The organism is Ulvibacter sp. 2305UL32-6 (assembly GCF_058148545.1).
Genome location: NZ_JBYVKA010000004.1, coordinates 401370 through 414423 on the forward strand (window position 1 = coordinate 401370; position 13054 = coordinate 414423).

Below are 13054 nucleotides of genomic sequence, written 5' to 3' on the forward strand. Positions count from 1 at the left end.
ATCTGTTATCAGACCGCATGCCGTCTAAAGTAGTTCTTTTTTAAGGAAGCGGGCGGTATGACTTTTTTTATTGTTGGCAACTTCTTCAGGTGTTCCCAAGGCTATAACTTTTCCGCCTTTTTTTCCACCTTCCGGGCCTATATCTATAATATAATCAACGGTCTTGATCACATCAAGATTATGTTCAATAATTAAGACTGTGTTACCCTTCTGAACTAATTTATTTAAAACTAACATCAGCACCCGTATATCTTCAAAATGTAAACCGGTTGTTGGTTCATCAAGAATATAAAAGGTGTTTCCTGTATCGCGTTTTGATAATTCAGTTGCCAATTTGATACGTTGGGCTTCACCTCCTGAGAGCGTAGTAGACTGTTGACCGAGCGTAATATAACCAAGACCAACATCTTGAATGGTCTTAAGTTTTCTATATATTTTTGGTATCGCTTCAAAGAAATCACATGCTTCGTCTATGGTCATTTCCAAAACATCGTAAATCGATTTTCCTTTATAGCGTATTTCAAGTGTTTCTCTATTAAAACGTTTCCCTTGACAAGTTTCGCATTCTACATAAACGTCGGGTAGAAAATTCATTTCGATCACTCGTAAACCACCACCTTTACAGGTTTCACAACGTCCTCCAGATACATTAAAACTAAAACGCCCAGGTTTATATCCACGGATCAAAGCTTCAGGAACTTTAGCAAAAAGACTTCGTATTTCAGAAAAAACACCCGTATAAGTAGCTGGATTGCTCCGAGGTGTTCTCCCAATAGGCGATTGGTTGATGTCAATCACCTTGTCTAAATGTTCCAATCCTTTGATCTTTTTATAAGGCATTGGTTTTTTAACACCATTAAAGAAGTGCGCATTCAAAATAGGGTAGAGGGTCTCATTGATGAGTGTTGATTTACCACTTCCCGAAACGCCTGTTACTCCGATCATTTTTCCTAACGGAATATCTATGGAAACATTTTTTAAATTATTTCCTGTAGCACCGGTTAATGTAAGTGTCTTTCCGTTGCCTTCACGTCTTTTCTTCGGAAGTTCAATAGATTTGGTCCCATTGAGATAGTCGGCCGTAAGCGTATGGTGTTTTAAGATTTCCGAAGGAGTACCCATAGAAACAATCTCTCCACCATATTTTCCAGCCGCAGGGCCAATATCGATCACATAATCGGCGTGCTCGATCATTTCTTTATCGTGTTCGACAACGATCACAGAATTCCCCAGTTCCTTTAAGGCAATGAGTGACTTGATCAACTTTTCATTATCACGTTGATGTAAGCCAATACTTGGTTCATCAAGGATATAAAGCACACCAACCAATTGTGAGCCTATTTGAGTGGCCAGTCTAATTCTTTGTGCTTCGCCCCCAGATAATGATTTTGAGCTTCGGTCAAGCGCTAAGTAGGTGAGTCCAACATCTAACAAGAATTGAAGTCGGGATCGTACCTCTTTAATGATCTCTCCAGCAATTTTCTGTTGTGTTTCGCTCAGTTCTCTTTCGAGATGTTTAAACCAATGTGCTAACTCGACCACATCCATGTTTGCGAGTTCTGAGATGTTTTTCCCATTCACTTTAAAGTAAAGCGATTCTTTCCGAAGTCTGCTTCCGCCGCATTCAGGGCAAGCAATCTTGTCCATATAGTCTTTCGCCCAGCGTTGTAACGACTTAGATTCATTGGCTTCAAAAGTGTTTTGAATAAAAGTCGCAACACCTTCAAACTCAATTTTATACTTTCTCGTGATCCCTAATGTTTTTGACTCCACATCAAATTTATCGTGACCTCCGTGGAAGATCATTTCTTTTGCTTCCTTCGGAATATCTTTAAACGGATCACTCAATTTAAAATTAAAGCGTTCGGCAATCAACTCGAGTTGTTTAAATACCCAATTGCTTTTTTGCGGTCCGTGTGGCGCCAAAGCACCTTGTTTTATTGAAAGTTTACCATCTGGAATGATCTTGTCAAGGTTGACTTCATATAACTCCCCAAGTCCTTTACACCTAGGGCACATACCTTTAGGAGAGTTAAAAGAAAAATTGTTAGGTTCTGGATTTGGGTATGAGATTCCGCTAGACGGGCACATTAATGACCGACTAAAATATCTTGCTTCGTTGGTTTCGTTATCAAGAACCATCATCACATCATCACCGTGATACATAGCAGTTACAATGGATTCGGATAAACGTTTTTCATTGTCGGTTTCCTTGGAGATCTTTAATCGATCGATAACCGTCTCAATATCGTGAGTTTTGTATCTGTCGATTCGCATCCCTTTAACAATATCCTTAACTTCCCCGTCGACACGTACTTTTAGGAAGCCTTGTTTGGCAATTTGCTCGAAGAGTTCGCGATAATGTCCTTTTCTTGAACGAATAATTGGTGCTAGAATACTAACTTTCTTTCCTTCAAAATCATTTAGAATTAATTCTTTGATCTGCTCATCACTATAACTTACCATGCGTTCGCCCGTGTTATAGCTATAGGCATCACTAGCACGAGCAAAGAAAAGACGAAGAAAGTCATATATCTCTGTAATGGTTCCAACGGTAGATCTCGGGCTCTTACTGGTTGTTTTTTGCTCAATGGCGATCACCGGTGAAAGGCCATCAATTTTATCGACATCGGGGCGTTCAAGATTACCCAAAAATTGTCTTGCGTAAGCAGAGAATGTTTCAATGTAACGACGTTGGCCTTCGGCGTAAATTGTATCAAAGGCCAAGGAAGATTTTCCACTCCCTGAGAGCCCCGTAATAACAACTAGTTTTTCTCGCGGGATCTTAACATCAATATCCTTTAAATTATGTACACGAGCACCTAAAACTTCAATAACATCCTCATTTTTTGTCATAGTTTGCAAAGGTACTTAAATCGATTGAAAATTTAGAGTTCCTCTACAGTGTGAGATGTTAATATTTGCTGAAATTTTCTTCGGAAGAAACGCTATTCGATGATCTCTTTCCGTAGAAATGGATATAGCGAGATAGCTACAAAAAAGATACTGCTAATGATCACCGAAAACCCTACAATTAGGGCCAATGCCGGGAGACTAAGAATTAAGGAAAGTAGTGGAAGAAGCACTCCAAAAAAGACAAAAAGGAGAAATATCAAATATACATAGCGTAATGAAGCGGGCAACTGACTGGTATCTGGCCCCTGCAATTCGTATAATTTTGGAAGCACTTCCTTACTCATATATTCACCTAACCTCGATAAGAACACTTCATTAAACGAGGAATCTTCAAAGGCGCTGGCATCAATACTATGGGCAAGCGTCATTATTTTTTCCTGATGTCGCTCAAAAACGGCTTCAATATCGAGCGATTCTTTGTAGTCGGCAAATTTATAACCGAAGTAATACCAAAGTCCGGAGCCACATTTGTGTTGTAACCACTTGTCTACAATTTCTCTGTTATAGACGTTTGGGAAATCGATATTTTCAGGAATTTTTTTATCCTTAGTACTTGTCATTAAAAGCGATTTCATTTCTAGGTATAAATTTTCAGTATCGCCATAATGATGTGATTCCTGTAAAAATTCGATCGCGAGTTTAGATTTTCCTTTATAAAATTCTTTGACCTCAAAAAAGTTCAATCCTTCAAATTCATCATCGATATACTCTTTTAGTCCTGAAAGCCACATTTTAGATCGTAGTAGGAGCAACAGAATGTTTCTAAAGTGATGCATTTTCTGGGTTACCTCACTTAATGAACTCATGGAAGAAGCTCTTATTCCCTTTAGGCTCATGGCTCTAAATGCAAGATAGCCCATGATCGTTATAGAAACAATACCGCTAATTGCAATAAAAATGGGGGAAACGGCCTCTAAGGTCTTTTCAAAATTTGGTGAACTAATTGATTTATCATATAACAAGAAGATAAGTCCTAAACACACGAACCCGCTAAGAATAACAGGTACTATATCTATAAAACTACTTACTACAGACTTTTTCTTCATGGTCATACTACAATCACGTATGTATTGCAGGGTTGGGGTCACATATATTTGAACCAATTTGATTGAAATAAAAATATTTCTTCAAAAGGAGATACCTCATCTTTTTCGTTACAAATTAATCTTGCTACAAGATCTTCGAAACATAGGATCTTTACTTTAGCCTCAAATATTATTTTTTTTTCTTACATTTTGTAGTAATTTACTTACAATTCGTTGTTTGGTACTCCATTTCCGACCAACAACATAAAATTAACAAAAGTTGTTTAGAAACCAACAGCGGTATCATCCCCTCGCCAGTCGGCGCCACCTTCCAATTTGCCATTTTCTAAGACCAAAATACCATCTACCTTTCCAATGACCGGAGCATTTTCTTCATCAATATTATAGCCTTTCTTGGTTAAGCTGTCTAAGGTTGACTTCGGAAATGATTCTGGCTCAAACATGACTATATCAGGTAGCCATTGGTGGTGAAAGCGTGGAGCATTAACAGCTTCCTGCATATTCATGTCAAATTCGTACACATTTAAAATAGTCTGCAATACTGAAGTAATTATAGTTGAGCCTCCTGGTGTACCTACACTCATCCAAAGTTTACCATCTCGTTCAACTAAAGTGGGAGTCATAGAGCTCAGCATTCGTTTTTGAGGTGCAATGGCGTTTGCCTCTCCACCAATGAGACCGAACATATTAGGTTCCCCTGGTTTCGCACTAAAATCGTCCATTTCATTATTTAAGAAGAAACCCAATTCTTTGACATATAATTTTGAACCAAATGCCGCATTTAGTGTTGTAGTAACTGCAATAGCATTTCCAAATTGATCTACAATAGAGTAGTGGGTAGTCTCCATACTTTCATAACCTGGAATACTTCCCGCGGCCATTTCAGAAGAAGGCGTCGCTTTATCAAAAGAAAAATTATTCATTCTTCCGTTTAGATATCCCTTTGAAACAAGGGTGTCTACAGGAATATCAACAAAATCTGGATCTCCTAAATAAAAACTTCTATCAGCATAGGCTCGTCTTTCAGCTTCGGTTATCACTTGTATCGCCTTAAGGCTGTTATGACCAAAATCAGCCAAGGGATAAGGCTCAATGGCTTTCATGATCTGCGCTAAACACACCCCGCCACTTGAGGGTGGTGACATTGAAATGATCTTTAAATCTTTATAATCAAAAACAATGGGTTCTCGCCACTCAGCTTCATAGGCCTTAAGGTCTTCTAACGAGATAATTCCGTCATGCTCTTGCATAAAATCTACGAGTATTTTAGCACTTTCACCTTGGTAAAACTCAGAACGTCCGTTTTTGGAAATTCGTTTTAAAGTATTGGCCAAGGCCTGATTTTTAAAAATACTACCCGCAGAATTTGCTTCGTTATAAATGGATGTCTCACCATTGACTTCCTCAAAGATAGGGCCGTAATGAGCGAATCGTATTGATTGATCTTCGGTAATAACAAATCCGTTTTCAGCTAAAGTAATTACAGGATCTAGAATTTCTTCGATAGGCAGCGAGCCTAATTTTTCGTGTACAGCAAAGATTCCAGCAATAGTTCCTGGCACCCCCACTGCGAGTCCGCCTACTTTACTTTTATCCTGAATAAATTCGCCTTTTTCGTCTAAAAACATGTCGCGTGAAGCACGTATTGGTGCTTTTTCCCGATAATCTAAGGCTCCGATCTCTCCGTATTGTGTGCGAAAGACCATAAAACCACCGCCGCCTAAATTTCCCGCATACGGAAATGTAACAGCAAGGGCCATTTCTGTTGCAACCATCGCATCAAAGGCATTACCTCCTTTTTTCATGATGTCTGCACCAATTTTGGAAGCCTCTTCTCGTGCTGAAACCACCATGGCGTTGTCACTAATGAGGCCTTTGACAGGAATAGATGCTTCTTTGGACGTTACTTTTTCGGGCGTTTCTTTACACGCTATCAGAAAGACCGTAAAGATCGCAAGGATGATACGTTTCATAGGGTTCTTAGTTTATTTTTAGAAAAGAGAATGAGTTCTTCGAAGAAAGAGGTGAATTCTGCTTCAAATTCGTTGTAATATTCTTCGAGTTCCATGACGGCGAAATTCATATTAGAAACGCCTTTGGTACGTATGTTCATTTGGTTTAAGATCTTACTGATTCCTGGAATCGTAGCATAGCTCAGCAACCAGTTATCAGACAGCATATACGGCATCATACGTTGAATACGTCCTGGAAGGATCTCATAATTATCACGCAGTAGCTTATAGAAATCATCAACAAAGTCGGCAAGCGGTTTCTCATGATAATCATGCCAATTTTTCGCTAAAAAGTGATCGTATAAAATATCGACGATAACCCCACTATAATGGCCGTAATTCTTGTGTAATTTCTTGGTGCTTTTTTTAACGGTAGGGTGGCCATCGGTAAAGCTGTCAATACCTCTGTGAAGTAAGATCCCTTTTTGAATTTCAAGCGGGTATTTTTTGTATTTAGAGCCTTTGATACCATCGGCAATAAAATTGCCAATTATTATACCTTCAGAGTCTCCAGAAAGATAGATGTGTGCAAGGAAGTTCATTCTGCACAATTTACAAATTACCCCCGAAGTTTTCCCGTTTTAAAAAAGTATATTTGCACAAAATTTACGTACATGACACTTATCAAATCCATTTCAGGAATACGTGGAACCATAGGAGGTTCGCAAGGGGAAAATTTAACACCTATTGACGCTGTAAAATACGCGGCAGCTTATGGTAGTTGGATTAAACAACAACGTTCTAAAGACCAATACAAGGTAGTAGTTGGCCGTGATGCTCGGATCTCGGGTGAAATGGTACAACAACTGGTTATGAATACCTTGGTAGGAATGGGCATTCATGTAATTGACCTAAATTTATCAACCACTCCAACTGTTGAAATGGCAGTAACGATGGAACATGCAGATGGAGGAATTATCTTAACAGCCAGCCATAATCCGAAGCAATGGAATGCATTAAAATTATTGAACAAGGATGGAGAGTTTTTAAATGCAGCCGCCGGACAACAAATTCTGGATCTTGCTGAAGGCAATGAAATTCAATTTGCAGCCGTAGACGATCTTGGAAAGATCACCAAGAATGACGCTTATATTGATCTTCATATTGATGAGATTTTAGACCTACCCTTAGTAAACGTAGAGGCTATCAAAAAGGCAAAATTTAAGGTGGTTGTTGACGGTGTAAACTCTACAGGAGGAATTGCTGTACCCCTTTTATTGGAGGCTTTAGATGTTCATCCAGTAAAACTTTATTGTACCCCAAATGGTGAATTCCCGCATAATCCAGAACCTTTAAAGGAGCATTTAGGTGATTTGATGGAATTGGTTGTAACGGAGCGAGCCGACTTCGGAATAGTGGTAGATCCTGATGTAGACCGGTTAGCTTTTGTAGATGAAAAGGGAGAAATGTTTGGCGAAGAATACACTCTTGTAGCAATTGCAGATTATGTTCTTCAAAAGACCCCAGGAAGCACAGTTTCAAATATGTCGTCTTCGCGTGCGTTACGTGATATCACCGAAAAACACGGTCAGTCATACGCTGCTAGTGCTGTTGGAGAGGTAAATGTGGTTCAAAAAATGAAAGATACCAAAGCAGTGATTGGTGGTGAAGGAAACGGAGGAATCATTTATCCTGAATTGCACTACGGAAGAGATAGTTTAGTGGGGATCGCTTTATTTTTGAGTTACTTAGCTGAACGTAGAATAGCGGTAAGTGATCTTCGGAAGGAGTATACTTCGTATTTTATGGGTAAAAAGAAAATTGCGCTTACACCCGATTTGGATGTAGACGGGATCTTAAAAACGATGGCAGAAAAATATGCTTCCGAAGAAATTCAGACGATCGATGGAGTAAAGATCGATTTTGCTGAAAATTGGGTTCATCTTCGGAAATCAAACACAGAACCTATTATTCGTATTTATACGGAAGCGAAATCACAGGAGGAAGCAGATGCACTTGGCGATCGTTTCATTTCCGAGATAAAAGCTATATCGAACCGTTAAAAGTTTTTATCTTTATCGTATAGATAATTCATACTGAGATGCAAACTGTTCCGAAGCTACAAAAAACAGCACTTGAAACTTATTTTGAGCCTTTTCGAAAGCAAATTTTAGGGATCGATCAAACTTTTGAGTCGCCTTACGGTAAAAAGAATATCATTTACACCGATTGGACTGCTAGCGGCAGACTTTACGGCCCGATAGAAGATAAAATGCGGAATGATTTTGGTCCTTTTGTAGCCAATACGCATACAGAAACTTCAGTCATGGGAACAACCATGACACATGCCTACCACCAAGCTCGAAACATCATCAAGGAACACGTAAATGCAGCCGATGATGATGTATTATTGACAAGTGGTTCAGGAATGACAGGGGTGGTAAATAAGTTTCAACGTATCCTAGGACTTAAAATTCCGGAGCAGATAAGAGACCGTGTTCAGATCTCTGAACAAGAACGTCCCGTTGTGTTTATATCACATATGGAACATCATAGCAATCAAACCTCATGGCTTGAAACGATAGCCAAAGTGATTGTTATTCCGTGTAATGAACTTGGGTTATTTTGTATAGAGAATTTTAAAAAGGTACTGAAAGAACATAAAGACGCAGCCTATAAAATTGCCTCGATCACTAGCTGTTCAAATGTAACAGGAATAAGAACGCCTTACTATGAGGTCGCGAAGTTGATGCATCAGCACAACGGACTCTGCTTTGTGGATTTTGCATGTTCTGCCCCGTATATTGATGTGAATATGCATCCCGCCGATCCCGAAGCGTATTTAGATGCTATTTTTATGTCACCACATAAGTTTCTTGGCGGACCGGGAACTAGTGGAGTGTTGATTTTTAATAAAAAGTTATATAAAAATCTTATCCCAGACAATCCGGGTGGTGGAACAGTTTCTTGGACAAACCCTTGGGGGAAGCATCGCTACATTGAAAATATTGAAGAACGGGAAGATGGGGGAACCCCAGGCTTTCTACAGGCAATTCGGATTTCCTTGGCAATGAAGCTCAAAGAAAAGATGGGAGTGGTTAATATTTTAAAACGTGAACACGAACAGCTTGAATATATCTTTGAACGTTTGAGTTCACATCCCGAGATCTCTATATTGGCTGGAGAGCATACAGATCGTTTAGGTGTTATATCGTTTACAGTTGGAGATTGTCATCACGATCTGGCCGTAAAGATCTTAAATGATCGCTTCGGAATTCAATCGCGCGGTGGGTGTAGTTGTGCTGGAACCTATGGTCATTATCTCTTGGAAATCGATGAGCAGTCTTCTGATGACATTATTCAGAAAGTTATGGAAGGAAATTATGCTTTAAAACCAGGTTGGGTGCGTGTTTCAATTCATCCAACTACCACAAATGCCGAAATTGAATTTGTTTGTGATAGTATAATTGCCTTAGCGGAAAACTACAAGACATGGAAAGAGGACTATATCGAAAAGAATTTTAAGTATATACATTGCACCGAAACAGACGCTGTCACATCTGGACTTTCGCAAAGCTGGTTTGAATTTTAATTTTGAAACTCAGGTGGCACTTTGTCACGATGTTTCCAACGCTTATGCGTCCATAGATAATATTCGGGTGCTTCCTTAATTTGATCCTCTACAAATTTTAAAAATATGTCAGTGATCTCGTAATCCTTATATTCCTTGGGGTTCATAGTTACCGTAGTAAAAGAGGTCTCATAAAAACCTCTCTTTTTTCGGCGTACATGAAAAAATACCACCGCCATATCTAACTTTTTAGCCAGCATTTCTGCCCCAGTATAGACGGGAACTTTAATTCCCATGAATTTTTGCCAATAAAAGGCCTTATGCCATTTTGGAGATTGATCTGAAACAAAACCATTAATGGTAAGTTCTCCTCTCAACTTAGCAGCTCCTAATTTATGAACCGTCTCTTTGGTTGTAATAAGCTGCGTATCGTATCTCGCACGAATTTTTTTAACTAAAGCATCAAAGTATTTATTCGCTAACCGTTTGTAAACAGCATATCCTTTGTGGTTTACATATCTATTCATTATAAAGATCCATTCCCAGCTTCCGTAATGGGCACACATGAGAATTATACTCTTCCCTTGCTTTTCGATCTTATGAATTTCTTCAATATTGGTAAATACATATCGTTTTTTAAGGTCTTCTTCGGAAATGGTCATCGATTTGATAGCCTCTACGATCATGTCGCAAAAATGATGATAGAATTTTTTTGAGATCTGTTTTATCTCTTTGTTAGATTTCTGCGGAAAAACTAGCTGCAAGTTTTCACGAACGGTCTTTTTCCGATAACCAACTACATAATAAAGCAATACAAATAGCCCATCAGACAATGCGTAAAGCAAGCGAAAGGGCAAAATAGAAACCAACCAAAGCAGTGGGTAGACGATAAGATAAACTAGGCGTTGCATAGGTAATGTTAGCACAAAACTAACTATTTTTGAGGACAAGCACATTATGAATTAACAATCATCGTTTAACATTTTTTAATTACTTGCATATGTTCGATCTGAATATTGCCACAATAATCATTATTGCTGCCAACGTCTTAATTTCCTTGAAAGGTTTTAATGATTTTACATTTTTTGAAAAGTATAAATTTAACATTGCTGGAATCCGTCGAGGCGAGCAAATACGCATGTTTACTTCGGGGTTTTTACATGTAGATTTCTCCCACCTGTTGTTTAATATGCTCACCTTATTCTTTTTTGCCGATGTTGTCATCAATAGGGTTGGAACGGGGAAATTTGTACTCATCTATATTTTAAGTTTGATCGTTGGGAATATGCTATCCTTTTTCTTTCATAAGGATGAATACCATTATAGCGCCGTAGGAGCTAGTGGCGCTGTAACAGGAATTTTATACAGTGCAATCTTGTTTAACCCAGATATGGGGCTTTATCTGTTCTTTATTCCAATTGCCATACCTGCTTGGATTTTTGGAATATTATATTTATTATACTCTATATACGGCATGAAGAACAGATTAGGCAATATTGGACATGACGCCCATTTCGGAGGAGCGATTGCTGGATATATATTATCTATCGCTTTTGTTCCTAGTTTGCTAACAACGAGCTTATGGATCGTAGCGCTGCTCGCAGTACCTATTGTATTACTCTTTCTGCTTCACAAACTTGGTAAACTTTAAAATTTCAGAAATCATGAAAACAACTTTAATCATATTCACTTTTCTAATCACAACTATTATGACCGCTCAAAACATTCCACAAGCTACTGTTGACATATCGGGAGAAGGTATTGTTAGTGTAATTCCAGACCAGGTAACTATTAAAGTCCGCGTTGAAAATACAGGCGATGACCCTAAAATGGTCAAGCAACAAAATGACGCAACCGTGAGTAAGGTAATAGCATTCTTAAAAGGAATGAAAATCAATGAAAAGGATTATAAAACGGAATATTTACGTCTAGCAAAAAATTACGAGCACAACACAAAATCGTACAATTACGCAGCGAACCAAGCAATCTCAATTCAGCTAAAAGATCTTTCTAAATACGAAGATGTTATGGATGGTCTTCTCGAAACCGGGATTAATCGAATTGATGGCGTGACCTTTAATTCTTCAGACATAAAAAGCTTAGAATCTCAGGCACGTAAAAATGCTATGCAAAACGCTAAAATGAAAGCCGAAGAATATGCAGGAGCAATAAACCAAACGGTGGGTAAGGCAGTTTCCATAAGTGAGTTTAGTCAAAACCAAATCCAGCCTACCTTATATCGCGGTAAAATGGCAGCGGCAAGTTCAGATGGCAGCGGACAAACAATGGCACCAGGGGAACTAGAGATCAAGGTGCAAGTGAATGTTAGTTTCTTGCTTAACTAATTAAGAACCTCCCAGGAGCGAAGCTATTTTCGCTTCTAAAGCTGGACCCCGTAAATTTTTAGCAACAATTCGACCATTTTTGTCGATCAAAAAAGTAGCAGGAATTGATCGAACACTGTATTGTCTAGCAATAGGATCTTGCCAGAATTGTAAGTTAGAAACGTGGTACCAATCCATTTGATCATCTGCGATAGCTTTGATCCATCGGTCCTTCTGACTTTCCTTGTCAAGTGATATGCTAATAATATTCAATCCCTTATCGTGGTATTTTTCGTAGACTTTTACCACATTTGGATTCTCTCTGCGGCATGGTTTACACCAAGACGCCCAGAAGTCGATCAAGGTATATTCACCCATCGCATCCGAAAGTGACAACATAGTACCTTCTGGCGTTGGTGCAGTAAAAGTAGGAGCTACGCCACCAATTTCAGATCCTTTCATACCGTCTATGGTTTGTTTCACTGAAGTGACAATTGGATTCGCTTTTAATTTCGGACTAAAACCTTCTAGCAGATCACCTGCTTCCACAGCTGTAACTTCTTTACGCTGAAGCATTTCGGCTAACAACATAGCAGAAAAGGTTGATTGTCCGTTAGATTTTATAAAATCTCTTTTAATTTGTTTTTCTTCGGAAATGAGCTTAGCATTACTATTTCTGATCTCGCTCATCAACATTTCATCCTGCTGGTTTCTAGCCGTATTATATTGGGCTATTTGCTCTTCTTTCTTTTTTGTAATAGCTCTTATTTTTTCTGAAAAAGCTCTGTAGGCTGCATTCTGAGCGCCTCCAGAAACATATGATGATTGCAAGCTATCGTTGTATAACTGAACCTTCATATTTTCATTCTCAGGGAAGAAAAGAATTGGATTTTCTGTACCAGATACTTGAAAATAACGTAAGCCAGCGTCTTCTTCCTTCGGAAAAGTAGCGCTAAAGCTTCCGTTAGTAATAGCAAGCGTATCGATAGCGACAGGCTGGTTGTTTTCGATCTTGTAGACGGTGAGGGTTGTGCCTTCAGAAAAGCCTGTGGCATTTCCTTCAAAACGATAGGTGTTCTCTTGATCGTTGCAAGAGAATAATAAAACAGTCAATAAAAGTAATAGAATTGGCTTCATAGCATATGGTATATATTCGCAAAAATAGCAAACCTTTTTTCTGAAAAAAAATGTCACCCTCAAATATTTGTTAATTATCCAATTATAAAGGTTATACAGAGAAATTTA

At 38.6% G+C, this 13054-nt stretch carries 10 protein-coding genes; 4 read left to right on the forward strand and 6 right to left on the reverse strand.

Going from position 1 to position 13054, the window contains the following annotated elements; translation table 11 throughout:
- Positions 1-24 precede the first annotated feature (24 nt).
- The 4 genes from uvrA to ACY2RU_RS14545 form a co-directional block, all read right to left on the reverse strand.
- Positions 25-2856: an excinuclease ABC subunit UvrA gene (gene uvrA, locus ACY2RU_RS14530; protein WP_490139203.1), complete on the reverse strand. Its 2832-nt coding sequence runs from the start codon at positions 2854-2856 to the stop codon at positions 25-27.
- A gap of 92 nt (positions 2857-2948) precedes the next feature.
- A complete protein-coding gene (locus ACY2RU_RS14535; RefSeq protein ID WP_490139204.1) occupies positions 2949-4004 on the reverse strand; it encodes a hypothetical protein in 1056 nt (351 codons plus the stop codon).
- Positions 4005-4225: 221 nt separating this feature from the next.
- The gene (gene ggt / locus ACY2RU_RS14540; RefSeq protein ID WP_490139205.1) at positions 4226-5935 is read right to left on the reverse strand and encodes a gamma-glutamyltransferase; all 1710 of its coding nucleotides are present in this window, start codon (positions 5933-5935) and stop codon (positions 4226-4228) included.
- The gene (locus tag ACY2RU_RS14545; RefSeq protein ID WP_490139206.1) at positions 5932-6516 is read right to left on the reverse strand and encodes an acyl carrier protein phosphodiesterase; all 585 of its coding nucleotides are present in this window, start codon (positions 6514-6516) and stop codon (positions 5932-5934) included. Before ACY2RU_RS14545 ends, ggt begins: the two co-directional genes overlap by 4 nt.
- Before the next feature lie 72 nt (positions 6517-6588).
- On the opposite strand from ACY2RU_RS14545, the gene glmM reads away from it, so the two are divergent.
- Together glmM and ACY2RU_RS14555 are read left to right on the forward strand one after the other, a co-directional pair.
- Positions 6589-7977 carry a phosphoglucosamine mutase gene (glmM, locus tag ACY2RU_RS14550; RefSeq protein WP_490139207.1) on the forward strand — a complete coding sequence of 463 codons (1389 nt, stop codon included), beginning with the start codon at positions 6589-6591 and terminating at the stop codon, positions 7975-7977.
- Positions 7978-8015: 38 nt separating this feature from the next.
- Positions 8016-9506 (forward strand): aminotransferase class V-fold PLP-dependent enzyme, encoded by a 1491-nt coding sequence (locus ACY2RU_RS14555; RefSeq protein ID WP_490139208.1) that lies wholly within the window; start codon positions 8016-8018, stop codon positions 9504-9506.
- Here ACY2RU_RS14555 and ACY2RU_RS14560 read toward each other — a convergent pair.
- On the reverse strand, positions 9503-10396 hold the full coding sequence (locus ACY2RU_RS14560) for a lysophospholipid acyltransferase family protein (protein WP_490139209.1): 894 nt from the start codon (positions 10394-10396) through the stop codon (positions 9503-9505). The two genes, ACY2RU_RS14555 and ACY2RU_RS14560, sit on opposite strands and share 4 nt — an antisense overlap.
- 89 nt (positions 10397-10485) lie before the next feature.
- On the opposite strand from ACY2RU_RS14560, the gene ACY2RU_RS14565 reads away from it, so the two are divergent.
- Positions 10486-11136 (forward strand): rhomboid family intramembrane serine protease, encoded by a 651-nt coding sequence (locus tag ACY2RU_RS14565; protein WP_490139210.1) that lies wholly within the window; start codon positions 10486-10488, stop codon positions 11134-11136.
- Positions 11137-11149: 13 nt separating this feature from the next.
- Positions 11150-11830: an SIMPL domain-containing protein gene (locus ACY2RU_RS14570; RefSeq protein ID WP_490139211.1), complete on the forward strand. Its 681-nt coding sequence runs from the start codon at positions 11150-11152 to the stop codon at positions 11828-11830.
- Here the strand turns inward: ACY2RU_RS14570 and ACY2RU_RS14575 are convergent, their stop codons facing one another.
- Positions 11831-12946 (reverse strand): redoxin domain-containing protein, encoded by a 1116-nt coding sequence (locus tag ACY2RU_RS14575; RefSeq protein ID WP_490139212.1) that lies wholly within the window; start codon positions 12944-12946, stop codon positions 11831-11833.
- Positions 12947-13054: the final 108 nt, after the last annotated feature.

Excerpts from the sequence above, each read along its gene's own strand:
- ACY2RU_RS14565 (WP_490139210.1), top strand. The coding sequence starts at position 10,486 with ATGTTCGATCTGAATATTGCCACAATAATCATTATTGCTGCCAACGTC.
- ggt (WP_490139205.1), bottom strand. The coding sequence starts at position 5,935 with ATGAAACGTATCATCCTTGCGATCTTTACGGTCTTTCTGATAGCGTGT.
- uvrA (WP_490139203.1), bottom strand. The coding sequence starts at position 2,856 with ATGACAAAAAATGAGGATGTTATTGAAGTTTTAGGTGCTCGTGTACAT.
- ACY2RU_RS14575 (WP_490139212.1), bottom strand. The coding sequence starts at position 12,946 with ATGAAGCCAATTCTATTACTTTTATTGACTGTTTTATTATTCTCTTGC.
- ACY2RU_RS14560 (WP_490139209.1), bottom strand. The coding sequence starts at position 10,396 with ATGCAACGCCTAGTTTATCTTATCGTCTACCCACTGCTTTGGTTGGTT.
- ACY2RU_RS14555 (WP_490139208.1), top strand. The coding sequence starts at position 8,016 with ATGCAAACTGTTCCGAAGCTACAAAAAACAGCACTTGAAACTTATTTT.
- ACY2RU_RS14570 (WP_490139211.1), top strand. The coding sequence starts at position 11,150 with ATGAAAACAACTTTAATCATATTCACTTTTCTAATCACAACTATTATG.
- glmM (WP_490139207.1), top strand. The coding sequence starts at position 6,589 with ATGACACTTATCAAATCCATTTCAGGAATACGTGGAACCATAGGAGGT.
- ACY2RU_RS14545 (WP_490139206.1), bottom strand. The coding sequence starts at position 6,516 with ATGAACTTCCTTGCACACATCTATCTTTCTGGAGACTCTGAAGGTATA.